The sequence below is a fragment of the Bradyrhizobium tunisiense genome, assembly GCF_042263385.1.
GTDB lineage: Bacteria > Pseudomonadota > Alphaproteobacteria > Rhizobiales > Xanthobacteraceae > Bradyrhizobium > Bradyrhizobium tunisiense.
Genome location: NZ_JBHLEV010000009.1, coordinates 50,634 through 73,964 on the forward strand (window position 1 = coordinate 50,634; position 23,331 = coordinate 73,964).

The 23,331-nt window shown below is 60.0% G+C and carries 20 protein-coding genes and 1 riboswitch; of the genes, 1 reads left to right on the forward strand and 19 read right to left on the reverse strand.

Annotated features, from left to right (window positions below; translation table 11 throughout):
• Nucleotides 1–58: 58 nt before the first annotated feature.
• Nucleotides 59–1,708, forward strand: coding sequence for a chaperonin GroEL (gene groL / locus ACFDR6_RS29655; RefSeq protein ID WP_375860446.1), 1,650 nt, complete (start codon nucleotides 59–61; stop codon nucleotides 1,706–1,708).
• Between the two features lie 821 nt (nucleotides 1,709–2,529).
• On the opposite strand, the gene ACFDR6_RS29660 is transcribed toward groL, so the two are convergent.
• From ACFDR6_RS29660 to ACFDR6_RS29750, 19 genes are all read right to left on the reverse strand, one after another.
• Nucleotides 2,530–2,937: a hypothetical protein gene (locus tag ACFDR6_RS29660; protein ID WP_375860447.1), complete on the reverse strand. Its 408-nt coding sequence runs from the start codon at nucleotides 2,935–2,937 to the stop codon at nucleotides 2,530–2,532.
• Nucleotides 2,938–3,555: 618 nt separating this feature from the next.
• Nucleotides 3,556–4,839: an NAD(P)/FAD-dependent oxidoreductase gene (locus ACFDR6_RS29665; protein ID WP_375860448.1), complete on the reverse strand. Its 1,284-nt coding sequence runs from the start codon at nucleotides 4,837–4,839 to the stop codon at nucleotides 3,556–3,558.
• A gap of 631 nt (nucleotides 4,840–5,470) precedes the next feature.
• Nucleotides 5,471–5,776, reverse strand: a complete 306-nt coding sequence (locus ACFDR6_RS29670; RefSeq protein WP_375860449.1) for a hypothetical protein — start codon at nucleotides 5,774–5,776, stop codon at nucleotides 5,471–5,473.
• Nucleotides 5,777–6,288: 512 nt separating this feature from the next.
• Nucleotides 6,289–7,314 (reverse strand): ABC transporter substrate-binding protein, encoded by a 1,026-nt coding sequence (locus ACFDR6_RS29675; RefSeq protein WP_375860450.1) that lies wholly within the window; start codon nucleotides 7,312–7,314, stop codon nucleotides 6,289–6,291.
• Nucleotides 7,315–7,615: 301 nt separating this feature from the next.
• Nucleotides 7,616–8,728, reverse strand: coding sequence for a hypothetical protein (locus ACFDR6_RS29680; RefSeq protein ID WP_375860452.1), 1,113 nt, complete (start codon nucleotides 8,726–8,728; stop codon nucleotides 7,616–7,618).
• 238 nt (nucleotides 8,729–8,966) lie between these two features.
• The gene (locus ACFDR6_RS29685; protein ID WP_027544493.1) at nucleotides 8,967–9,767 is read right to left on the reverse strand and encodes an ABC transporter ATP-binding protein; all 801 of its coding nucleotides are present in this window, start codon (nucleotides 9,765–9,767) and stop codon (nucleotides 8,967–8,969) included.
• Between the two features lie 56 nt (nucleotides 9,768–9,823).
• A complete protein-coding gene (locus ACFDR6_RS29690) occupies nucleotides 9,824–10,657 on the reverse strand; it encodes an ABC transporter permease (RefSeq protein WP_375860453.1) in 834 nt (277 codons plus the stop codon).
• A gap of 565 nt (nucleotides 10,658–11,222) precedes the next feature.
• Nucleotides 11,223–12,221, reverse strand: coding sequence for a CobW family GTP-binding protein (locus ACFDR6_RS29695; protein WP_375860455.1), 999 nt, complete (start codon nucleotides 12,219–12,221; stop codon nucleotides 11,223–11,225).
• 3 nt (nucleotides 12,222–12,224) lie between these two features.
• Nucleotides 12,225–12,692 carry a RidA family protein gene (locus ACFDR6_RS29700; protein ID WP_375860456.1) on the reverse strand — a complete coding sequence of 156 codons (468 nt, stop codon included), beginning with the start codon at nucleotides 12,690–12,692 and terminating at the stop codon, nucleotides 12,225–12,227.
• 25 nt (nucleotides 12,693–12,717) lie between these two features.
• The gene (locus ACFDR6_RS29705) at nucleotides 12,718–13,458 is read right to left on the reverse strand and encodes a GntR family transcriptional regulator (RefSeq protein WP_375860457.1); all 741 of its coding nucleotides are present in this window, start codon (nucleotides 13,456–13,458) and stop codon (nucleotides 12,718–12,720) included.
• A gap of 223 nt (nucleotides 13,459–13,681) precedes the next feature.
• Nucleotides 13,682–14,671, reverse strand: coding sequence for an isochorismatase family protein (locus ACFDR6_RS29710; RefSeq protein ID WP_375860458.1), 990 nt, complete (start codon nucleotides 14,669–14,671; stop codon nucleotides 13,682–13,684).
• A complete protein-coding gene (thmT, locus tag ACFDR6_RS29715) occupies nucleotides 14,668–14,868 on the reverse strand; it encodes a 2-hydroxymuconate tautomerase (protein ID WP_375860459.1) in 201 nt (66 codons plus the stop codon). The genes ACFDR6_RS29710 and thmT overlap by 4 nt, the downstream gene beginning before the upstream one ends.
• Before the next feature lie 17 nt (nucleotides 14,869–14,885).
• Complete coding sequence (locus tag ACFDR6_RS29720; protein ID WP_375860460.1) at nucleotides 14,886–15,554, reverse strand: resolvase; 669 nt, start codon at nucleotides 15,552–15,554, stop codon at nucleotides 14,886–14,888.
• The gene (locus tag ACFDR6_RS29725) at nucleotides 15,551–16,897 is read right to left on the reverse strand and encodes a dihydroorotase (protein ID WP_375860461.1); all 1,347 of its coding nucleotides are present in this window, start codon (nucleotides 16,895–16,897) and stop codon (nucleotides 15,551–15,553) included. The genes ACFDR6_RS29720 and ACFDR6_RS29725 overlap by 4 nt, the downstream gene beginning before the upstream one ends.
• Complete coding sequence (locus tag ACFDR6_RS29730) at nucleotides 16,894–17,784, reverse strand: dipicolinate synthase subunit DpsA (protein WP_375860463.1); 891 nt, start codon at nucleotides 17,782–17,784, stop codon at nucleotides 16,894–16,896. Before ACFDR6_RS29730 ends, ACFDR6_RS29725 begins: the two co-directional genes overlap by 4 nt.
• A complete protein-coding gene (locus ACFDR6_RS29735) occupies nucleotides 17,781–18,869 on the reverse strand; it encodes an NAD/NADP octopine/nopaline dehydrogenase family protein (protein WP_375860464.1) in 1,089 nt (362 codons plus the stop codon). The genes ACFDR6_RS29730 and ACFDR6_RS29735 overlap by 4 nt, the downstream gene beginning before the upstream one ends.
• Nucleotides 18,870–19,002: 133 nt before the next feature.
• Complete coding sequence (locus ACFDR6_RS29740) at nucleotides 19,003–20,268, reverse strand: D-amino acid dehydrogenase (RefSeq protein ID WP_375860465.1); 1,266 nt, start codon at nucleotides 20,266–20,268, stop codon at nucleotides 19,003–19,005.
• Nucleotides 20,269–20,415: 147 nt separating this feature from the next.
• A riboswitch (glycine riboswitch) is annotated at nucleotides 20,416–20,518 on the reverse strand.
• 51 nt (nucleotides 20,519–20,569) lie between these two features.
• Nucleotides 20,570–22,009, reverse strand: a complete 1,440-nt coding sequence (locus tag ACFDR6_RS29745; RefSeq protein ID WP_375860466.1) for an amidohydrolase family protein — start codon at nucleotides 22,007–22,009, stop codon at nucleotides 20,570–20,572.
• 117 nt (nucleotides 22,010–22,126) lie between these two features.
• Nucleotides 22,127–23,305, reverse strand: coding sequence for a M24 family metallopeptidase (locus tag ACFDR6_RS29750; protein WP_375860467.1), 1,179 nt, complete (start codon nucleotides 23,303–23,305; stop codon nucleotides 22,127–22,129).
• Between the last annotated feature and the right edge of the window lie 26 nt (nucleotides 23,306–23,331).

Here is a 23,331-nt window from a genome sequence, read left to right on the forward strand (position 1 = left end):
GAGCGCCTGCCGGGCGCCTCAAGAGTGAGATGAGACCAATCAACTCAGGGAAACCAATATGTCAGCCAAAGAAGTCAAATTCGGCGTCGACGCCCGCGACCGCATGCTGCGCGGCGTCGACATCCTCAACAACGCGGTGAAGGTCACGCTCGGTCCGAAGGGCCGCAACGTCGTGCTCGACAAGTCGTTCGGCGCACCGCGCATCACCAAGGACGGCGTCACCGTCGCCAAGGACATCGAGCTCGACGATAAGTTCGAGAACATGGGCGCCCAGATGGTGCGCGAAGTCGCCTCCAAATCCGCTGACGCGGCCGGCGACGGCACCACCACCGCAACCGTTCTCGCGGCCGCGATCGTCCGTGAAGGCGCCAAGGCGGTCGCCGCCGGCATGAACCCGATGGACCTGAAGCGCGGTATCGATCTCGCCGTAGACGCGGTCGTGGCGGACCTGCAGAAGAACTCCAAGAAGGTCACCTCGAACGACGAGATCGCCCAGGTCGGCACCATTTCGGCCAATGGCGATGCGGAGATCGGCAAGTTCCTCTCCGACGCCATGAAGAAGGTCGGCAACGAGGGTGTCATCACCGTCGAGGAAGCCAAGTCGCTCGAGACCGAACTCGAAGTTGTCGAGGGCATGCAGTTCGACCGCGGCTACATCTCGCCCTACTTCGTCACCAACGCCGACAAGATGCGCGTTGAAATGGAAGATGCCTACGTCCTGATCAATGAGAAAAAGCTATCTCAGTTGAATGAATTGCTTCCCTTGTTGGAAGCCGTGGTGCAGAGCGGCAAGCCGCTTGTGATTATCGCGGAAGACGTCGAAGGCGAAGCGCTCGCCACCCTCGTCGTGAACCGTCTGCGCGGTGGCCTGAAGGTCGCGGCCGTGAAGGCTCCGGGCTTCGGCGATCGCCGCAAGGCCATGCTGCAGGACATCGCGATCCTGACCGGCGGCCAAGCGATCTCTGAAGACCTCGGCATCAAGCTCGAGAACGTCACGCTCAACATGCTCGGTCGCGCCAAGAAGGTGATGATCGACAAGGAGAATACCACGATTGTCAGCGGCGCCGGCAAGAAGGCCGACATCGAGGCGCGCGTGGCCCAGATCAAGGCGCAGATCGAGGAGACCACCTCGGACTACGACCGTGAGAAGCTCCAGGAGCGTCTCGCCAAACTCGCGGGCGGCGTCGCGGTGATCCGCGTCGGCGGCGCGACCGAGGTCGAGGTGAAGGAGCGCAAGGATCGCGTTGATGACGCGATGCATGCGACCCGCGCTGCGGTCGAGGAAGGCATCGTCCCGGGCGGCGGCGTCGCCCTGCTCCGTGCCTCCGAGCAGCTCAAGGGCCTGCGCACCAAGAACGACGACCAAAAGACCGGCGTCGAGATCGTGCGCAAGGCGCTGTCCGCGCCCGCTCGCCAGATCGCGATCAACGCCGGTGAAGACGGCTCGGTGATCGTCGGCAAGATCCTCGAGAAGGATCAATACGCCTATGGCTTCGACTCGCAGACCGGCGAGTACGGCAACCTCGTCACCAAGGGCATCATCGACCCGACGAAGGTCGTGCGCACCGCGATCCAGAACGCAGCGTCGGTTGCAGCGCTGCTGATCACCACGGAAGCCATGGTCGCCGAGCTGCCCAAGAAGGGCGGCGCTGGCCCCGCCATGCCCCCGGGCGGCGGCATGGGTGGCATGGGCGGCATGGACTTCTGAGTCTGGCCACTCAGGCGAACCGCGGAATGCGAAACCCCGGCAGCGATGCCGGGGTTTTTGTTTGTGCGCCGAGCATGTTCGACAACTCTGCGGAGATCAACCAGCTTGGCTATATCGAACATCTGCCGATTCTGCGGCGGGCGGCCAGCTCCCTACATCGAATAATTTCGTCGCGTGCTCATCTCAATCGATCTCCTTTTCGCAGAGCCACCGGCGTCCTTCATATGCTGCGATCCTACGATCGTTCTGCCAAAGCTCAACCGCGTGGTCGCTTGCAAGCTTCCGCACCCGCTCCGTGGCGGTCCCTTCGTCCGAACAGATAAACTCGACAAAGCCTACGAGATGCCCGTCGTGTCTGACCATGTAGACCGTGTACCGTTCCATGCAAGTCGCCTCTCCACGTTGTCCGTTCGGAGCCTACTCGGCAGGCTGCTCCGGACATCGGGATGTCCTCGATCGCGGCCATAGTTGCCAAGGAGAACTGATACGCCACGACCGATCGTCGGGGCATCGGACACTCCCGTCAGCTCGCAACTCATATGGCCCCCAATGGTTTACTTCTTTGAAGCAATGAGCACGTCTGCATAGCAAATTGCGGCACAGAGCTCGTGCGGCTGACTGAGATGCGACATCTCGTTCCATTAGCCGCGCTCGTGCGATCCGCGGCAGCGAATCGACGCGAGCAGCAAGACTGGCCAGTCCGGGTAACATTGGCCTGCTATGCCCGTGGGCAGCGTCGGTCCTATGATTTCCAATCCAGCGTTGACCAAAGCTAGGCGGAACAGCTAAAGCCGAGCGGATCATCACATTGTCGCGTCTCATCACTCGTCGGAATCAGCGGGGCGGAAACGTACGCCATGATCGACTTGATAGCGGTGACGGGGCATCTTTCGCGCTTGGCTGCGCGCGGGTCCTTCAAATGCAGCCTCCGCAACAGAATCGTCGGGAAAGCCGCCTTGCAGCGTCCTATTCGGAAGACGATACCAACGATTATTGCTGACGAGCCCAAAGGCTTGCCAGCCGTGCGACAGGGCTCGCTTCAGGAGGCTAGGGCGCGGGTCAGGTTCAATCAAATTCAATATCAAAGACACGCATTGCGGCTCCTTGTCACCGCACTGCCCAGTAGCATGCAACCAGGATGCCGGTGAAAACGAGCCCGGCGCAAAGTCCCAAGACGATTTCCATGTCACTCCCTGATTGTTGCGTCGTTCTTCCGGCGGCTGTTTCATGTCGCCTCGCAGCAGATCGACGGGACGGACTCAAACGCAGGTGATGCGTCCGGTCCGCCCCTGCATCACCAAGCCCTGGATTTGGTGATGGTGTGCCGACCGAAGCAAGCCGTGTGCCGGCGACGAAAACTGGATCTACAGACCCTTCGCATCAGTGTGCGGAGCGTCATCTCACGAACAATGGTAGCAAAGCTGACAAACTTACAAAGATTCGCACCATGCGCTGTCAGCGTCGCAAGGGCCGCCTGGAATTCATGCTCAAGCCGAGCGCGTCTCGCATTGCGCTTGTCCAAAGCGTGCCGATCTGCGACAAATCCACGGCGCGTGACCACGGATTCACTGATAGCAAAGCCGACGTCCAGTTTCATCGAGGGAGAAAACATCGCTGATCCGCTTGATTGTTGCGGAGATCGCGACGGGCGTCGGCTCGGTTCCTTCTTTCAGACTGGGGAGCACGTTGAGAACGGTGTCGGGAGTTCGACCATTTATCGGCATCTGACGTCAGCGATCGAGCGAGCTTGGCAATAGCTCTCTCCGAGCCCGGCGGAATTGCAATATGTCGGCGAGAAGCCAGCATGTGCCTTGCGTGGAGCTCGCGGACTACCGAGAGCTGACGGATCAGAGCCGGGCTTCGGTCAAATGAACGAGATGCGCCCCGATGCGATAGAGCGCCTCTCGCGTGTCGCGGAAGCGCGGCTCCTCCACCGGTGTGATCGGAAGCGGAAGGTCTTGGTCCGCAACGTGCCCCAGCACATAGGACGCGAGCACGCCGCCGAACATAGTGCCTGGCGCAATTCCGCGGCCGTTGTATCCATTGAACCCGATTACGTTGCGGTCCAACTTGTGAAAGCGGGGTAGGTTGTCGGAGGTCATACCGATCGTCCCGAACCAACCGGCCTCGAATTCGATGTCGGCGAGCTGAGGAAACAGCTTGCCCAGCGAGCGGATGGCCCACGCCCTGTGCACTGCTGCACTGCTCCGCTCGAGAGCACCGATGCTGCCATAAACCAGCCGACCTGCACGATCGAAGCGAAATGAACTGAGCACCTGTTTCGTATCCCAGGCTCCCTGACGTTCAGGCAGGATCGATGCTCTCAAATTATCCGAGAGAGGCTGGGTCGCAAAGTTGAAGTAAGGCAGTTCGATCTGCTCCTGCCGGACCTGCGACCAGGGTCCTCGCGCGTAGGCATCGGTGGCAACAATCACCCAATCTGCACGCACAGATCCGGCTGCCGTGTTGACCTTCCAGCGCGAGCCGCCGTCGCTGGCGGTGAGAGCGGCACTCTGAGTGAATATTTTCGCGCCCGCAGCAAGCGCGGCACGAGCCAAACCACGAACATAGGCCAGCGGCTGAATTGTGCCAGCGCGTCTATCCAGCAGTGCACCGGCGTAGTCGCCACCACCGATCCTCCGGCGCGTCTCCTCGGCATCGAGAATCTCGACCGGCGCACCACGTCGCTGCCATTGTTCAGCACGAGCCTCGATTTCTTCCAATCCCCTGCGTCCGACTGCACAGTGCAACGTGCCCGTGGGCTCCTGTTCGCATTCAATGCCATGTTGCGCGATAAGATCGAACACCCGTCGCGGCCCATGGCCGAGCAGATCGATCAGGCGCTCCCCAAGGGTTTGTCCCAGCGTCGCTACGAGAGTGTCCGGCATGACCCACATACCGGCGTTCACGAGACCAACATTGCGTCCGGAGCCGCCGAAGCCGATTTCAGACGCCTCGAGGACCGCGACGCGCGCTCCTCCTTCTGCAAGGTGGAGAGCGGACGAAAGCCCGGTATATCCGCCACCGATGACGAGGATATCGACGTCAATCTCGCCGGCCAGACGATCGGTCTGAGGTGCACGCGGAGCCGTCAGTTCCCAGAGTCCGTGCGATGTCGGATCGCCTTGCATCAGGTAAACTCCCTCGGCTTCAATTGTCCGTCACGCCGGAAATGCGCCGACAAGGCTCCCCGAGCTGCGAGGCCGTGGCGGAGGAAATCCGGAAGTACGGCGCAAGCTTGCGAATAATCCGCGGGAGGTCAACTTTGAATGCCGATTAACAGCCTGGGCATGAGGCTCGCAAAGCGGATTGGTATGAGGAAGGCAAAAGCCCCCGTCGCGCGAAACACCGCGATTACTTCTTCACTGCATCCGGCTCGACGGCAAATCGGCGAAGAGGGCGGCGCACCCAACGCTTGGCTGACAACACATATCATCCGCGCTCGCGCCGGGAGAAACCAGAAATATCACTTGATAATCAAGCCAGATCATGCCGCGGATTGAAGTGCCGCCATGTTGGCGCGCAGACTCGACCAGCTCACGGAGCGTTCTTCCGCGGTAAGACCAACGGCAAATGCTTCCGCCCTATGTCGGACAGCAACTCATTTTGGTGGATGAGCCGCAAGGGGGCGCTGATAGCCTTGACGCAGCAATCTACTTGATCGCTTGCTGCTGGGCGATTCGCGCCGAGATCGAACTACGCACGGAAAAACTTCCGGCCGCCTGCGCGCGACCGGAGGTTGGCCGATAAGAGTCGCCCGCGTTAGTGGCGCTTGCCGGCCGCCGGCGTCCCGCCGTCTGAGGGATCGTCAGCTGCCCCCTTGTTCGGAGCGATTCCGGTGGTGCCGGCTGCACCCTTTGTGCTCTTGACCGGCTTCATCCCCGCCTTTCGGTCCGCAGCGCCGAGCTGAGCGGTCGAATCCTCATCATCGCTCATGCCGCCCTGGATGCTCTTGCCTTGCATGCCGCCGCGACTCTTGCCGCCGGTCGAAAGGTCTTGCGCGAGCACCTGGCCCGCAAGCAGGGCCGAAAGGACACATGCGACTACAGAGGTCTTCACCAACTTCATCATCTCTCCTGGACTTGTTCGCGATTGAACGATTCCATCACTCCGACGCCATTCGCGTTCACCGGATCGTTCAACGCGTCAATACTGCGAACGGCGCCGTCAGCACGGAACGTGATTCTTGTGGTCATCGTTTAGAGATTTTAAGGCGATTTCGCGGAGCTACCGTCCTATGGGCGGAGCCGCGACCATCTGCACAAGCAATTCAACTGCCGGACCGAGATTCTCAAGGTCCATGAAAGGCACCGGGGGACGCTTCTTGGGATCCGCTGATGACTTATGAGCTTTAGAGGTGGCGACGAGCACAGAGCAGCTTGCATAGTCTCACCACAGGCTTGCCCCGAGGCAACAATGCAGTAAAAGGCCCGCGAGCCAGTTCATCGAGAACTGCCGCCCCGATCCAACCTGTGGGCGTCGGACTGGAATATATGTGAACACAATGGTGCGCAGGATTCATATCGTCTGACTTAGCCCGACGCTGCCCACAGTCGGACTCGCATGCCATCTCTGGCCAGTCAGTTGGCAAGGAGTTCATTGGTAAAGAACGACGCCGCGGGTTTTGGATGATCGATCGCTTGTTCGGTCTTGAGCAACTCGATCGCTTGTTCGATGAGCTTCACGTCGACCCAACCGATGGGCTTTCCTTCCTCGAGCACCATCGCGTCAATCGTTGCCCTGACTTGTGCTTCGATAACATCCACCGACGGGCCGACTTGCCAAACCTTGGCGATGGCATCCGCAGCGGCCCGCGGATCACTTCGTGTGGCCTCGATGCCCTCGCTAACAGCAGCGAGATAGCGCTTGAGAACATCCGGCTTCTTGGCAATAGCGGCATCGCTCGTGACTGCGGCCAGCCCCGGAACGACAAGCCCATATTGTGCGAGATCCAGGATCGGAAACTTGATTCCGGTCCGCTGCTCGAGGACGGGCAGGTCACTGGTGCGATAGATGCTCACAGCGTCCACCTGGTTCTGCAGGAACTGGGGTACGCGCGATTGCGCGTCCATCTGCACCTTCTTGATCTTGGTGCAGTCGATCTTGTTCACCGCGCAGAAGGTTCCAAGATACGATGTGCCCGTCTCGCCGACGGCATGTGCCACGACCTTGCCCTCGAGATCCTGTGGCTTGAGGATGGGCTTATCGGGATGCGAGATCATGACGACGGGTGTCTTTGGATGGTAGAGCGCGATGATCTTGATCGGCATGCCCTTCTGGATCGCGGAAGCAGCGAAGATCCCAGGCATGATGACAATGTCTTCCTGGCCCTGAACCAGCGCGCCCAGTGCCGCCTGCGAACCCGCACCTTCCCCCATGCGTACGGCGAGGTTCTTGGCAGTATAAAGGCCTCTGTCCTGCGCCAGGTAGAGGTGCCCATACTCACCCTTGAGCTTCCAGCTGAAACGCACTCGCACATCGTCGGCCGCCAAGGCAGCCGATGAGAAGACGATAGCTGCGAGCAGCGCCATGGCTGCCACCACGGTGCTGTTCCGCGTCGCGTTGCGGTGCCTTGCAGTCATAAATTCCCCTTCGATTTCCACCATCTCTCGCGTGGGCTGACGCCTCCAAGCCAAGCCGAGCCTCACACCGTCCAAGCGCAGACCGGCTTTGCGAATCGGACGATCAGGACGTCACAAGCAGGCCACCATGCTTGCGAACACGGCGGCGTGCAGCGTTACGAACGCCGGCCGAATTGATTCACTAGTGACGACGTTGGTGATTTGACGCAGCTCAGCATCTTCAGTGGTGAGCCGGCGGAAATGGTCATGTCGGTTCAATCAGGAGCTTTGATGGCGCCGCGTGATTGAGCGCCGCGCCATCTTGCTGTGCGAATGAGACCAGGTACTAGAATTTTACTGAGACACCCGCGCTGGCTGATTTTTCCGTGCAGCTGTTGGTGCTGACGCCCGTTGCCGCGACGGTGCAGGTGCCGGGAGTGGCATTCGCATCGAGGCCATACTTGTTCTGCCAGTAGCGATAGGCAACCCAGACGTCAACGAAGTGACTGTATTTAGGGCCCATAAACGCTTTGCTGGCGTCAAACGTCAAGCGGATCGGCTCGCTGTTCAATTCGATCTTGCTGGCGTTGCTGAACCGTCCAACGCCGGACAGCGCAGGGAGCGTGTTGATATCGCCCTTCGCTCCCGTCACGGAAACACGGCCGCTGATGGCGAAATACCTGATGCTTTCGGGGAGGAATCCCAGATCCATGTAGTAATTGGTTTCAACCTTCCAAGTGGGTGGGAACCTTCTGTTGCCATCCAAGAGGCAGGTCACGTCCGGAGAGCCTGGACTGAAGAGGCCACACTGAAGAAACGATTTGTGGCTAGCGAGCCCTGCGACAACCAGGGGCGCCACGTTGATATAGCCCTTGTACGGAAGATCGAAGGCGAATTGCAGACCGCCAACGACGTTGTTCGTTGTGGGTGCAAAGTAACTATTTGCAGTACCGAGATCGACGCCGACCTCGAACGAAATATTCCGCAGCGGTCCGATCTTGAAGGCGTTCGTGTTGAATATCTCATTCCAGCCGAACGTGCTCCGCTCGATGCCGTAGAATTCCGTCACTCCAGCGCAAATTCCCTGGGGACCAAATGGCAGAACACCAGCGGGCGAGCAAGGGGAGGCAGGATCGTTGTGATCGGATTTCAACATATCAACGTTGAAGAAGTTTGTGCCGTAAGCCCATATGTCGAAATGGGTGAATGAATAGACCTGTTTTGCGGTCTTGCCGTTGATGGTCCCGTCCGGCCGGGTGCTAAACGCACCGGGATCCGTGGCCGTGAACTGGTAGGAGTAGGTGAGCCGGTTGTCATTCACCAGGAAGAACGGAGCGTCCGCAACGGGTTTTGGCTTTGCCTTGGCTGGTGCCAGTTCATCCGCAGCTCTTGCAGTACATGCGCAAGCGATCAGACTGACCGCAAGTATTGTTCGACTCACAAGTTTGGCAGAAAGCATGTTTAGTCCCCCTCTTCAAAAACGAGCTGCCCGTCGGGCATACTCAACGCGATAGTCGGAATGCGACGCGGCCTCGGAAATGGCGGCGGCCACATCAATGCGGACCGCACCCAATTCCGCATGAAGTCCCTGAATAGGCTCACGCCCGCATGAGTCGGGACGCGAGTCATCTCCCGCAGAAAATCATCCTGCGGCACTCATGCCTGGTTCGCTTGAAAACTGACGCGCCTATCCTTGCTCAGTGGGCGACGAGCACGCCTTTAGCCTCAAAGATGTCGCGGATCTGGCGCACGTAGCCATGATAGACCTTGTCCTCGTGGACCTTGCTCCACTGTCTGGGACGGAGCATATCGATTTTTAGGTCAAGATCGATTCGACCGGGGCGCGGAGACATGACCAGCACGCGATCGGCGAGGAATACAGCTTCGTCAATACCGTGCGTGATAAACAGAACCGTGTTCTGAACCCTCAGCCACATAGACTGCATGTCCATGATCATCTGCTCGCGAGTTAGCGCGTCAAGCGCACCGAAGGGCTCGTCCATCAACAGCAGGCCCGGCTCCTGGATCAGCGCGCGGCATATTGCCACTCGTTGACGCATGCCGCCCGAGAGCTCCGATGGAAACTTGTTGCCGAAACCCTTGAGGCCAACTTGCTCAAGTAGCTCCTCGGCACGCATTCGGAACTTTGAAAGATCGAGCTTCTTGATCTCGATCGGCAGCAAGATGTTGTCGAGCACGGTGCGCCAGTAGAGCAGGAGATCCGACTGAAAGACGACGCCGATCTTGGGATGCGGCTTGCTGATCGCGTCCCCGTCAATGGCGATCTTGCCGGTCGAGACGGAGACAAGGCCCGCGAGCATTGAAAGCAAGGTGCTCTTGCCGCACCCGCTCGGCCCCACCACAGCGACGAAGGTGCCTGGCTCGAACTGAAGGTCTATCCGCTCGATGGCGACGACATCATCATCTTCGCGGGTCTTGTAGACCTTCGAAAGCTGCGAAATTTCGACTGCCGCACCTGATGTTTGGATGGCATTCATCGTACTGCCTCGCTGTAACTGTGCATCGTTGTTATCAATCGTCACCTAAAGGCATTTCATTTGGCGTCGTCACGCTTGTAGGAAACGCGCGCCTCGACCACATCGATGATGTAGTAAAGGATCACGCCGAGCAGTGAGATCGTCACTACGGTCGCGAAGTTAAGCGTGGTATCGAACAGTGAATTTGCCTGAAGCTGCAGATAGCCAAGCCCCCGTTCGGCTGCCACGTACTCACCGATGACCGCACCGATGACGGCGAGAGATATGGCCACCTTGAAGCCGCCGAAGATGTTGGGCAGCGCCGCCGGCAAGCGCAGCTTGAAGAAGGTCTGCCACTCGTTTGCGCCCATTGAGCGGACCAGGTTGACGAGATTCTTGTCGAGGGACTGCAGGCCGACGACGGTCGATATCACGATCGGGAAAAACGAGATCAAGAAGGCAAGCACGATCTTCGGTGCCCAACCGTAGCCGAGATACAGTACCAAGATCGGTGCCAGCGACACCTTGGGTACCGTCTGTAGACCCACGAGGATCGGATAGATGGCGCGCTCGAAGGGCTTGGAGTAGAAGATCGATAACGCCAGAGGGACACCGACCAGCACGCCCACGCCAAAGCCGACGATCACCTCGAACAGCGTCACATAGAGGTGGGCGGCGAGCAGCGGCGCGTCATTGATCATTCGGGTGGCGACGGCCGACGGCGTCGGCAGGACAAACTCTGAAAGACCCGACAGCGGCACTAGAATTTGCCAAGCACCGATCAGCGCTGCAGCTACGAGGAGCGCCGAATACCGTTCTAGCGAGCTGCCGCGAGCGCGTTTCTTGCCGCTCATGCTTTTGCCCTGCTTCCGCTGTGCCTTGCCGGCACTGACAATATCCGTACTCGCCACCGTAGCCTCACCGCGTTAGAAGATTACAGTTGTTTTGGCAGAACCGTCCACCGACGCCTTCGATGGTCTTGTCACATCAACGAACACTTCGCCGACAAGCGCGCTCTCGAGGCACAGTCGGACTTCCTCAACGAACCAATCAAGGAGAGGTCGCGCGGATCTGACGACCGCCCGACGATCTCGTCGAAAGAACCCGGCTCGCCGGCGCGCCCTCAGGGCCGACACTGCTGCTGCGAGATTCACCCGTTCATCCCCGTCAATCTTGGGCTGGGTTTCGCCACCCGGACATCACGACTCATGCGGCGTGTCCCTGCGGGGCGATGGCATCACTTCCCAAACCAACTTTTATTTGATCTCATGATGTGATCACAGTTTCACATTGTCAAGCGTGTAATATCGGCTGCCTCCGGCCATTTTTCATGCATTCGAGTGATTTCTGCGCCGCAAACATGAGCAGGAAAGCATGGCGACGAATTGCCCGTGCCTTCGATGAGCGGCTCGGCTTCGCAGGTTGATGGAGAAGATTGCGATCGATATCGTATCGGCGCGGTTGCGCTTTCGACCGTCAGTGCCTGGCGGCAAAGATACTCGGCAGGGAATTTTCGATCGCGGTGCGCGTCAGGTTGCGCGCGATGAACACCAGCCAGCCGCGTGGCGAACCTTCCGGCCAGCGTGGCAGATATTCTGGCGGATAGACGACGTGTTGCACACCGTGGACGACAACCGGTCGCTCGTCGCCTCTGACCGGCAACAACCCCTTTACACGGAGAATGGATTCACCGCGTGCAGCCAGCAACAATTCCAGCCAATCGACAAAGGCCGGCCATTCGACTTCACGCGTCACCTCGACCGTGAAGGTCTTTATGCCGTGGCTGTGGACTCCCCGCCCAGGCCTGTCAGATACTCGCAGATAACGTGACTCCCAGTCGTCGCCATGGGCCAGGGCGTCGGCGGCCGAGGGCATCGCCTGCTTGCTCGAGGTCAGCGAGCGCACTGAAGGGTTGACCTTGGCGACATCGAGCTCAAGCGTGTCCAATTGCCAACGCTCGACAAGATCCGACTTGGTGATGACAACGCAATCCGCTAACGCCACCTGCTGCGCCGCTTCTGCGAAATTTCGAATGCTGTTGAGGCCACTGACGCCGTCCACAGTCGTAATGATGCTGCCGGCTCGATAGCCATGCAGCAATTCGGAGGCGCTCATCACCGCATGTATGATAGGCGCAGGATCGGCGAGGCCGGTGGTCTCGACCACGACCTGGCGGAAAGGCGTCACCGCGCCGCAGCGCGCCATCGCCAGAAGCTCGGCCAAGGTTGACACGAGATCGTCGCGCACAGCGCAGCACAAACACCCAGACGACAGCAGGACCACATCTTCCGCGACCTCCCGCACCAGCAGGTGGTCCAGTCCTATTTCGCCGAATTCATTGATGATCACCGCAGTCTCGGCGAGACCGGGCTCCCCGAGCAGGTGTCGAAGGAACGTTGTCTTGCCGCTTCCGAGAAACCCCGTCAGCACATGAACCGGAATCCGCGCGTCGAGGGAGGGAGCGGCAGGCTGCATGATTCAGTTGACCTCGAATATTGCGTCGACCTCGACCGGAACGTTGCGCGGCAATGAACTGCAGCCCACCGCCGCGCGGGCGTGGCGCCCTGCCTCGCCAAACACCTCCACCATCAGGTCAGACGCCCCATTGATGACCTTGGGATGATCTTTGAAGTCCGGCTCAGCATTGACAAAGCCACCCAGCCGAATGACCCCAACCACCCTGTCGAGATTGCCGTCCAGTGCCTGCTTGAGCTGAGCAAGGATATTGATTGCACAGAGACGCGCAGCTTTTTGACCTTCCTCCACGGAGAAGTCCGAGCCGAGCTTACCGGTGTACTTGTCCTTTCCGCCCTCGCTAGGGACCTGCCCGGAGATGTAGATCTGGCTACCCAGCCTGCGCGCGGGAACGTAGTTGGCGCTTGGAGACGCGGTTGCGGGCAGGTTAATTCCCATTTGAGCCAGTTTGTGATCGATCTTTGCTTCCATGGCGCGGTACTCCGGATCTCTGTTCTCAGTCGTCGAATTGCAGTTCCATTCCTTGCGCGAAGGGCAGCTCGGCCCCCTGCGAGCCGGCGATGCTGAGCAAGGCCCGGCAGGTCGAACGGATGTCCCGGATGGTTCCGCGTTTGACCGCGGCTGCGTTGCCTTCCTTCAAGTCCGTCAGAATGTCCTCGTGATGAGACGCACTCCAAGGCATGGAGGGGATCAGTAGGGACATGTACATGGTCGGCCCGAACTGCAGCCAAAGCGACTCGATCAGGAGCATGAGCGTCTCGGATTCGCTCGCCTGGTAGAGCGTGAAATGGAATTTCTGGTTGAAGGAAAGGCAGTTCAGGATGTCACGCTTGGCGATCGCCTGAAGCAACTGCTTGTTGATGGACGTCAGTCCGCTAATCAGCGCAGGTGAAGCTTTCTTGGCGGCGAGCTCGGCTGCCGTACCTTCGAGCAGTTCGCGCACTGAAAAGATGTCGCTCAGCTTCTCAGCGCTCAACCTCGGCACGCGTACCGAGCCCCCCTTGGTCTCTTCCAATGCATTCGCCGCGACGAGCTGGCTCAGCACTTCGCGCACCGGCATTGGGCTGGTGCCGAGCCCCGCCGCCAGCTTGCGCAAGCTCATGACCTGACCCGGAACAAAGGCCCCAACCATAAGTCCTCTACGCATGTAGCTCAGCACACGTTCGTAGATGTGCCCCCGCTGCCGCTTGCCTTCTTCGTTGCCGTTTGCGGCAACTTCCGCTTTCTCGGTCCGCATCTCCCGACTCTCTTTCTCTTAGGACGTCGCGACGCGCCATCCGATATGCCTGAGGACAAGACTTGGATGGCCTGCATCCTGTGATCTCATACCGTGATCAGTAGTAGATTTGAGAGCGGGCGGCAACCGCAGCGTGGAGCAGTGATGCCGCGAATCAGCACGCCAAGGTTGGCTCGGCCTGCCGACTGGCGCATACAACGTTGTCTGGAGCACCGCCCTGGGATTAAGCGTTTGCCCCAACCTGATATAGCTCGACCTTGGTTCCGTCCGGATCGGCGATGTAGATCGTCAAGCCATAGGGCCCATCATGCAGCTCATTGTAGTAGTGCACGCCGGCTTTTTTCAATTTGGCATCGAGCGCGCGCACATCATTGACCTCAAAGGCGATGTGGTCGAGCTGACGATGGTCAGCAGCCTTGCCGTTGATGAGAGCTATGCCCTGCTGGAAAGCAACGAAGGGCCGTCCGTCAGCCAGCGGCTTGGCCGGCCTGACCGTGAATCCCAGTTGACGGGTATAGAAGTCGACCGACCTATCGATGTCATTGACCATGATCAACTGGTGGCCGTAGTTGGTAACCCTCGGCTTCACCTGCTCGGCGATCCAGTCGAGAACTTCCGACGACGGCGCTATCTCGCAAAAGTACTGCTTCCAGACCTGCTTGGCGGTTGCTTCCCAATCCGCATTGACGCCCGATACGCAATCCTCGACGGCAATCACATCGAAATCCCGGAGATAGGCTTCGCGGATGCTCGTTTCGACGCAGGCGTTGGTGGTTGCCCCGGTGACGAACAGGTGCTGCGTCCCCAGCATCTTCAGCATCATTTCGAGCCGAGTTTCGTAGAACGCACCGAAGCGGTGCTTGCGGATCACGAAGGAAGGATTGAACTCGGCCAGCGGCTTGAGCTCGTCGATGATCTCCTCGTCCCAGCTACCGGCGAGCGCGGACACCTGCTTGCGCCGGGCGGTATGGCCGAGCAACTTCTTTTTGGCGCGATTGCTGTCGACGGCAAAATGCTCCTGCATTGTCCAGATGACGGGAATGTCGACGTCCTGGCACCGCTTGATCAGCCTTGCCAGCGGCGAAACGATTGAGGACAGGCGCTTCGTATCCACTCCGGAAATGCCCAGCGTGCCCTTCTCGTGGATGAAGGCATTCTGGAGATCGATGACCAGCAGGGCTGATTTGCGATAGTCGAGGGCTTCAAGGCTCATTTCTTGTCCTCCACCATGTCGATACCGAGCACGCCGGCGCGGCCCCAGCTGTCCTTCGGGGTTTCATGGATCACCACATGCAAATGATCAGGCTTGCAGGCGGCCTCCTCAACCATTGCCTTGGTGATGGCCTTTACAAGTCGGCGCTTCTGTTCGACTGTGCGGCCTTCCCACATTTCGACGACGACAAACGGCATTAGAAATCTCCTCCTTTTTAAGTGGGCAGAGCGCCGGATGCCCAAGTGGGCGCGACAGCCGCGAAGCCCGTAACCAGATCGTTCCTTGCCCGATCGACACCGCTGAGCAGCCACAGTGGACGGTTGGCATAGTTGATCAAGACCTGCTCCTCCATGCATGCGCGATGGGCGGAATGCTGCGGGTCTCGATCGAAATGACTAGTGCCCGGCATCAGCCGGATGACATAAATCGGTTCCGACGGATCGAACATCTCGAGCACATTCTTTCCGATCTCGTTCACACCGATCGCCCTCGGTTTCGGATCCGCTTGACCAACGGGTATCAAGACGATCGCTCCGGCGAATGGCGTAACCGGCCAATAGCGACCTTCCCGCCCTTGGCGCAGGAAGTCGGCATAACCGCGCGCTTCCATGAACAGCTCGCTGTCCCACAGGATGATGTCGGAGCCCAGGATGTCGCGCGCTGCATCGACGACACCCTCGCTCTCGCAAAGGCCCAGAAAAGCCCAGGGATCGGTCAAGCCGATCGCATGTCCCCATGGATTGTGGATACCAGACAGTCGTTCCTGGCGGACCGTGGCCTTCCGCGCCACGATACGGGCGACCGCCTCGCTCACCGACATTTGAGCGGGCAAGAGCGACTCTCGGCCCGCCAGCTCCAGTCGATGGAGGTCCGTGCCACTCATGACGGCAGGGTCACGCATCGACCGCGACCAAAATGGCTGTCGGCGACGGAACCGTTTTCATAGACGACGTCGCCGCGAGCAATCGTCATCACCGGCCAACCCTTGAGCGTCCATCCTTCATAGATGCACGTGCCCTTGCCGGTGTGCTTGACCGTGCGCTGCTCATCGAGATCGACCAGCACAAGATCGGCGTCGAAACCAACATCGATGTGGCCCTTGCGCGGCCAGAGCCCGAAGCGTCGCGCAGGGTTGAAAGAGTTGAGCTCGACAAGCCGGGTCAACGGCAAACCGCGCTGATGGACGCCGAAATGAAGCATCAGCGACAGCTCCCAGGGAAAGCTCACCACACCCGGGAATTCGGTCCAAAGATCCTCCAGCTTCTTGGGCAGGAACGGCACATGGTCGGTCCCAAGGCTGTAGACCGAACCATTCATGACGCCGTGCCAAAGACCCTCGAGTTCGTTCCGGTCGCGCAACGGCGGCGATATCTTCGCACGCATGTCGAGATCTTCGTCGTAGCACGTGCGGGTGAGATAGTGGGGACAGGTCTCTACCGTCACGCGCACGCCACGCGCCTGGGCCTCGGCAGCGAGCACGGGACCCATACCGACGGAGGTGTGGACCAGATGAAGCGAACAGCCGGTCTTCTCGGCAAGGAAGAGCATGCGACGGATGGTTTCCACCTCGCAGAAGGCCGGGCGGGATTCCGTGTATGCGCCGAGATCCTGACGGCCGGTGGCCGCGATCTCCTTTTTGATCCAGGAGGCGATCTGGGTGTTCTCGCAGTGAACGTTGATCACCCCGCCGGGAACCTTCGACAGGATACGCATCGCGGCATAGACCCAACCGTCCGTAGCCGGCACGATGCCGATCGGATTGTCCGGCTCGTAGCCGAAATAGCATTTGAAGGATTTGACGCCGGTCTTGGCGATGACCTCCGGAATCTCGGCGATATGTTCCTCACGCTGGATCCCGAAATGAAAGCCGAAATCGATAACCGAATTTTCCTCGCCGATCGCCTTGCGCTCGGCGTAGAACGGCAGATAGGACTCCTTCAAATTGCGGATATAGAGAAGCGCGGTCGTCACGCCGCCGGAGGCCGCAGCCGCTGTCTCGGTGCGCATATCCTCGGCAAAGGGAAATTTCACGCCGAGATGGCAGTGCGGGTCGATCAGGCCCGGCATCAACACCCGGCCCTCGGCGTCGATCGTGCGCTTGGCGTCGGGAAGGACTTCGTCAGCCCCGGTCAGGACGATCTTGCCGTCCTTCACCGCGACGCCGCCGTGGAATTCTCCGTCGTGGCGAACCACTCGCGCGTTCTTAATGACCAGATCCGCTTTCATTGTCCTTGCTCCAGTATTGCCTCGATGCGCCGGCTGATGCCGGTCCACTGGCTGCGGCCGACGGTGATCGGTGCACGCGCGCCCATGCCGCGCGCCCAGACGGCCTTCAGTCCAAGTTCAGCGGCCGCGTCGCGGTCGATCGTTCCGGGAGGCGCGGCGACGTCGACCAGCAGCGCGTGCTTGGGCAGCAAAGCCAGCTGGTCGCGCTCGAGCAATCGCTTTGGAACGCTGCCGATAACGATGTCCATACGATGCAGGACAGAAGACAATTGTTCGAGTGTCAGCGCCTCTGCACCGGTCGCATAGGCAGCTGCACGCTGAACCGGGTTGCGCGCCGCGACGTGGACATGAGCCCCGAGGCCGACCAGCGTCTTCGTCAGAAGCGAGCCGATGGTACCTTGACCAACCAGGCAGACGTTGGACTTGTGGATGGTGATCTGCGTGTTCTCGATGATCACCTTCAATACGCCCTCGACGATCGCCGGCCCGCGCAATAGCATGAGGTCGACGTCCCATTCGTACTCGTGCAGCGCGATGCCAAGCGCCTTGCAATGGGCCTTTAGATTGTCGTCTGCCCAACCGAGTATGATGTTGCCGGGCCGCCTCATGCCGGCCAACATCTCGCGCGTCGGAATGATCTTTTGCGGACACTTCGGCGCAAAAAGCGCACCCTCCGCGCTGATGCCCGGAATCGGAAACAGCGCTATGTCGGCGCCCTTCAATGCGTCAGCTGCATCTGCAGCATGATAGACGCCTTCGATGCCCCCATCGGGCCAGGGGAAACCGTAGGCTCGAACGGCGGCTCCAGCCCGCACGGCGCAGCGAGCTATTTCCTGTTCGCGTGCGTCGCCGGCTACGATTGCGATGACTTTATTCTGCCAACTCATGGGGCCCTTACCTTCTCAATGAGCTGATCCCTGGACATGCCGGTGATGCCCATTGCTTCTGCGGTCCGGCCACCGATCCGATAGTCTGTTCCGACCGCAGCCTGCGCCAGGCGATAGAGCGATGTCGCGACGGGCACGTTGACGTCGGCGATCTGCGCGAACTCCAGGAAGGGTAGCAGGCCGTGACCGAAATCCTCCTTGTAGTAGCGATACTCGAGCGAATCCGGTCCCTTGATACGGCGATTGGCCTCGCCGCCCGCGATTGCGGCGCGATAATCGGTGACGTCAATCACGTCAGCCTCCACCGTGCCGAGCAGCTTCATCTCTTCAATCAAATTCGGCAATTCATGCCCGAATGCCCGGGCGACCGCCAAGCGCTCGTCGTCCAATTGCCGCATGACCCGGGCAACCCCAGGCGTCATGGCATCGACATAGAAAGTGAAGTTGCCGCCGGTCGCCTCGACCCACGCGGCTCCCAGCACCGCCCCGGGGGGATGCAGGACCATGTTCACGTTGGAGAGGTCGGAGGCGATAACGTCACGAACGGGCGTGACGCCCGGATACAATTTCGCAGCAACCTCCAGCGCCTCCGCTCCTCCCCTGAGAGCGGCGGCCTTCAGTTGCTTCGCCCGACCGCTAATGGTGACGCCGTCAGGACGATATTTGCGCGCGACGTAGGTAAGTGTCGAGAACTCAACCACCGGCGGCACTGGCCGGCCGGTGCGGGAATAGGCCTCGGCGAATTCCAGCGCCCCTCCGGTGTGGCCGGGGTTCAGCACGACCGGTTTGTTCGACGGCCAACCGGCCGCGGCGAGTGCGTTGGCTATGGCCGAGTGCGAGAAAGTCGGCAGGACCACGACCGCCACGTCGACTCCGGAGATGGCCGACTTGAGATCCGTCGAAATCAGCGTAGGCTTTGCAACTCCTTCGCCGAGCTTGCCGTCGAATGCTACGCCGCCGAGCTTGATGTGCGGTTCAAGCGTTTGGGCCGAACGCGCCCAGAAATGAACGGAGTGGCCTGCGAGAACCAATTCTGCGACCGAGGCTGCGCCCCCCGCTCCTCCTCCGAGTACTGCAACCTTCATTCTTTTCTCCGCAGATCGAAGCGCAATCCGCGCCACCCGAGAGCCAACTTTGATCACAGCTTATGATCACAGTTGTGATTGTCAAGCGAGAGAATTGCGGACGCCGCATGCAACCACTCGACGGTTAGACGGGCTACGTTGCCAGTCGGAGCCATTCCGTGATGCTGGGCCCAAATTCGCCGGCAAGGCATTCGGCAACCGTCTCCGCTGTTGCGGCCGAAAGGGTCCAGCCCAGGTGGCCGTGACCGGTGTTGTAGAAAACGCCCGGCATCCTGCCCCTACCGACACGCGGCATCATGTTCGGCATCATCGGACGCAAACCGGCCCAGGGCACGACGCGGTTGGTGTCGACAGAGGGGAACAGGGCTCGCGTCCAGTCAACCAGCGGCTTGATGCGATCTTGGCGTATGTCGCGGTTCATGCCGTTGAACTCTGCCGTTCCCGCGACGCGAAAGCGCGTAGCGCCCAATCGACTGGTAACGATCTTGGCGCCATCATCGAGCAGGCTGACCCAAGGCGCAGCTTTCTGACTCCGCTCGTCGTCGAGGTGCACCGTGATCGAATAGCCCTTTACAGGGTAGATGTTGAGACGGTCGCCGAGCATCGCCGCGAGGTCGCGGCTCGCGGAACCGGCGCATATGACGACACTGTCGGCATCGATCTCATCGACACGAGCGCCGCCTGAAGGCTCGTCACGCGAATACTGGATGCGGAGAATTTCGTCCCGAGCGATCTCCCTCACGGTGGCGTCAAAAACGAAGCGCACGCCACGTCTCTCGCATGCCTTGGCGAGACCGCAAACGAACTTGTGGATGTCTCCGGTTGAATCCGATGGGGTATAGAAGCCTCCGAAGAAGTCGCCGTGCAGCGTCGGCTCGATCGACTTCACCTCCGAGGCCGTCACTGGACGACGGTCCAAGCCCCCCTCCACGAGAATGGCATTGACCTTCAGCGCGTGTTGGAAACTCTGCTTATCCCGATAGAAGTGAAGGATGCCGCGACGCTCGTGGTCGAAGTCGATGCCCTCGCGCTCGGCAATGGCGAAGAGATGCTTGCGTGCGGCGATGGCGAGCCGTGTCGTCTCAACCGTGTTGTCGCGATAGTTCTTGATGTTGAAGATGAATTCGCCAAGCCAGGAATATTTGTGCCAGGTCGGCGCTGGATTCATGAGGAGCGGTGCATCGCGCCTCAACATCCACCTCACTCCCTTGAAGACGGTCGACCAGCTATTCCAGACCTCCGCATTGCTTGCGGAAAGTTGGCCGCCATTGGCGAACGATGTTTCCATGCCCGCGTAGCGCTGACGCTCGATCACCGTCACGGAATAGCCGCGATTGAGAAGGGCGTAGGCGGTCGTCACGCCGGTGATACCGGCGCCGATGACGACAACATGTGGCATTTCACTCTCCGCGATCAGAGTTGGGAAGCGGGCCGAGGCCCGCGGCTTGTCCCCAATCTGTCGCTGTACCTGAGAGATTAACCGCGACGGCTCGGCCGGTACGGCGGTCCCCTTCGGTGGGCACTCGAAGTGCCACTCTCCAGATCGTTCAGCTACATGGTCACTTTTGCCTGAGAGTTTCCTGGGGGTTGCTCCTTCGGCGCCGGCCAATACCGTCACGACGGCGGCCGATCTCTCCCATGCAGCCTGTTGAACGTGATAGGTTCTTCTGCCTTACGCCTCCGCACCTAGAGCCGGCTCTTCAATTGCCGACGTCGTAAAGCGTCGTGGTCGTCTCGACCGCTTCGTCGTGCAGACCAGCGCGCTCGACCGCCGCAGCAGCCAGTTGCCTGGCTTTGCGCCGAATCTCCGCCTCATCAACACCCTGCACCTTGCCGTCGACATATGACGCCTTCCCATCAACCCAGGTCTGCGCGATCGAGGCTGTCGATGCTGAGAATACCAAAGCCTGCAATGGATCGTGAAATGGCGTCCATTCGACGTGGTCCAGGTCGAAGAGGATGAAATCAGCCTTCTTGCCGATCTCCAGCGAACCGATGTCGTCGTCCCACATCAACGCCTTCGCACCTTCGATGGTCGCGGCGCGCAGTGCTTGTCGGGCGGTGAATATGTCCGGTTGCAGGCGAGCGTCCTTGAACATGCCGGCGACGAGCAGCATTTGCCGCATCAGGTTCATATTGCCGGCGGCCGACACGCCGTCGGTGCCAAGACCGACTTTAACGCCGGCCTTCACCATCTCCGGATACTTGCCAATGGCGGTCGCGCCTTTGCCTAGCTTGAACGACGAACACGGACAGAACGCGACGCTGGCCCCCCGTTCAGCAAGCAGGCCAACCTCCTCGTCCGAGACGGCGGCACCGTGTGCGATGACCAAATTTTTGCGAATGCCTCCGGCCCGGTCGATGCGGGTGATCGGCCAGCTGCCGTATTTTTTCTCGCAAACCCTCGCCTCCTCGATCGAGGTGGCGAGATGATAGGTCGTGCCGACGCCCAACCTCTCAGCCAATTTCACCGCTCCAACGTGGAGTTCGAGGCTGCACGGTTCCTTGCCTTCGATATTGACCCAGCAACGCGCACGGCCGTCGAGGGCGCCGTTGTAGCGGACGACACAATCCTCGAGCACCTTGAGGGCCGCCTCGGCATTCGGGAAGAAATGATGATCCACCATCTCCTTGGTCCAGCCGCGGGGGAGCTCGGGCGGGGGATTGTCGGCCGCATGCCGCCCGGTGATGCCGCGAATGCCGACCTTTTCCATCGCGCGAACGACGATGCCGGGATCGTATTGCGAGCCCATGTCAAGAAAACAGGTGGTGCCACAACGCAGCATCTCGGTGATGCCCAGCAGCGCACCCCAATATTCGTCTTCTTCGGTGATATGAGCGTAAAATGGCTTGGCCCAGTGGAACACCCAGGCGCGGGTATTGAGATTGTCCGGAAAGACCGCCCGCGACAGCGTCTCCGAAAGATGAACGTGGCTGTCAACGAAGCCCGGGCAGACGCCGAGCATCTTGCCGTCGATCACCTTGTCGAAACCGACGTTCTTTTGCCGCGCGGCCACTTCATCGGCCGGACCGATATCCGAGATGCGGTCGTTCTCGACCACGAGACTGGCGTTGCGCACGACCGTGTCGTTCTTGTCGACCGTGAAGGCGAAATTCAAGTCCTTGATCAGCGTGCGCATGCCTCTTCACCCAATATTCTACCATCACGACCGCCCCGCCGGTCACCGCGCCGTTACGTCGGGCAATTTGGAGCGCCTTCAACCAAGTTAAGCAGCCCGTCCCTCTCGGAGCCTCCGTCAAGCGACGGCGGCCCTGCGCACGGTCTCGCCTCTCTTGGCCGTACCCACGGGAATCAACCGGTCGGTGTCAGCGTAGTCGGAAAGCAGTTCCGACCCGTTGGCGGTCACCAGCAGCATATCCTTGTTCTGCATGCCGAAGCCATGTCCGGTGTCATAGCAAAGCGGCTCGAAACCGAGTACCATGTTCTCCTCGAGCGGCGCGTCGGTACCCGGCTTGCCCAGCACCGGCGTCATTCCGAGGTAAGGATCTTCGTGCAGGTGCAGGCCAATACCGTGGCCCACGAACGAGATCGGCGGCAGATCGAGCTTGGCGAGCTTCGCGATGAACGCATCGTAGACGTTGCGACAGCTCGCGCCCGGCTTCACTTTCTCCATGATTTCGTATTTGCATTCGACCAGATGCGCCCAGATCTTCTCGGCCATGGGCGGCGCCTCGCCGACGATCGCCGTACGGCATACGCCAGCCTGATACCCCTCGATGACGGAGAAGATCTCCACCCGGCAGACGTCCCCACGCTTCAAGACGCGCTCCGACGGGCCGACGTTTGGCAAGACGCTACGCTCGCCGGTCGCCACGATCATCAGCTTGAAGTGATCGGCGCCAAGAGCATAGACATTCCGGGTCAGGTGGCCGGCGATGTCCATTTCGGAATTGCCCTCGTCGACCACGGCGAGCGTGTCGGTAATGGCCTGGTCGGCAATACGAGAAAGCTTGCGCAAAAGCGCAATCTCCTCCGAGGTCTTGATTTGACGAAGCCGTGCCAGAATCGGCTCGGCGCGCTCGAACTTCGCCGACGGCATGGCCGCGAGCAGACGGGCAAAATCACCTGCCGGCAGGTAGTCCATTTCGAGTCCAATGCGAGCCTGAGCAAGCCCGAGCCCCGCGAGCTGGTCGGCGAGCACAAGCATGGGATCGTCGGAGAACTCCGCCCAAATGCGCGTGGGCACGTCCGGCTGGCGACGCATGATCGTCGACGCCTCCATATCGACGCCGAACAATGCCGTGCGGCCGTCGGCGGTCACGATGGTCATTGCGTGGCGGTGACGGATGAGCGGTTGCGAGGGGACCACGAACCCCGCTGTGTACGAGAAATTCTCAGGCGAAGAGCAGATGATGGCATCCAGCCCATGCTGAGACATTGACTTGACTTGTTTCGCGACGATTTCCGTCCGCATGACTGCTCCCTTTTTTCAACTTCTTG

Bases quoted from the DNA above. Each gene is read 5' to 3' on its own strand.
- ACFDR6_RS29700 (WP_375860456.1), bottom strand. From the start codon at position 12,692: ATGGAAGCAAAGATCGATCACAAACTGGCTCAAATGGGAATTAACCTG.
- ACFDR6_RS29695 (WP_375860455.1), bottom strand. From the start codon at position 12,221: ATGCAGCCTGCCGCTCCCTCCCTCGACGCGCGGATTCCGGTTCATGTG.
- groL (WP_375860446.1), top strand. From the start codon at position 59: ATGTCAGCCAAAGAAGTCAAATTCGGCGTCGACGCCCGCGACCGCATG.
- ACFDR6_RS29670 (WP_375860449.1), bottom strand. From the start codon at position 5,776: ATGAAGTTGGTGAAGACCTCTGTAGTCGCATGTGTCCTTTCGGCCCTG.
- ACFDR6_RS29730 (WP_375860463.1), bottom strand. From the start codon at position 17,784: ATGAGTTGGCAGAATAAAGTCATCGCAATCGTAGCCGGCGACGCACGC.
- ACFDR6_RS29675 (WP_375860450.1), bottom strand. From the start codon at position 7,314: ATGGTGGAAATCGAAGGGGAATTTATGACTGCAAGGCACCGCAACGCG.
- ACFDR6_RS29705 (WP_375860457.1), bottom strand. From the start codon at position 13,458: ATGCGGACCGAGAAAGCGGAAGTTGCCGCAAACGGCAACGAAGAAGGC.
- ACFDR6_RS29665 (WP_375860448.1), bottom strand. From the start codon at position 4,839: ATGCAAGGCGATCCGACATCGCACGGACTCTGGGAACTGACGGCTCCG.
- ACFDR6_RS29740 (WP_375860465.1), bottom strand. From the start codon at position 20,268: ATGCCACATGTTGTCGTCATCGGCGCCGGTATCACCGGCGTGACGACC.
- ACFDR6_RS29725 (WP_375860461.1), bottom strand. From the start codon at position 16,897: ATGAAAGCGGATCTGGTCATTAAGAACGCGCGAGTGGTTCGCCACGAC.
- thmT (WP_375860459.1), bottom strand. From the start codon at position 14,868: ATGCCGTTTGTCGTCGTCGAAATGTGGGAAGGCCGCACAGTCGAACAG.
- ACFDR6_RS29720 (WP_375860460.1), bottom strand. From the start codon at position 15,554: ATGAGTGGCACGGACCTCCATCGACTGGAGCTGGCGGGCCGAGAGTCG.
- ACFDR6_RS29750 (WP_375860467.1), bottom strand. From the start codon at position 23,305: ATGCGGACGGAAATCGTCGCGAAACAAGTCAAGTCAATGTCTCAGCAT.
- ACFDR6_RS29710 (WP_375860458.1), bottom strand. From the start codon at position 14,671: ATGAGCCTTGAAGCCCTCGACTATCGCAAATCAGCCCTGCTGGTCATC.
- ACFDR6_RS29685 (WP_027544493.1), bottom strand. From the start codon at position 9,767: ATGAATGCCATCCAAACATCAGGTGCGGCAGTCGAAATTTCGCAGCTT.
- ACFDR6_RS29680 (WP_375860452.1), bottom strand. From the start codon at position 8,728: ATGCTTTCTGCCAAACTTGTGAGTCGAACAATACTTGCGGTCAGTCTG.
- ACFDR6_RS29735 (WP_375860464.1), bottom strand. From the start codon at position 18,869: ATGAAGGTTGCAGTACTCGGAGGAGGAGCGGGGGGCGCAGCCTCGGTC.
- ACFDR6_RS29745 (WP_375860466.1), bottom strand. From the start codon at position 22,009: ATGCGCACGCTGATCAAGGACTTGAATTTCGCCTTCACGGTCGACAAG.
- ACFDR6_RS29660 (WP_375860447.1), bottom strand. From the start codon at position 2,937: ATGAAACAGCCGCCGGAAGAACGACGCAACAATCAGGGAGTGACATGG.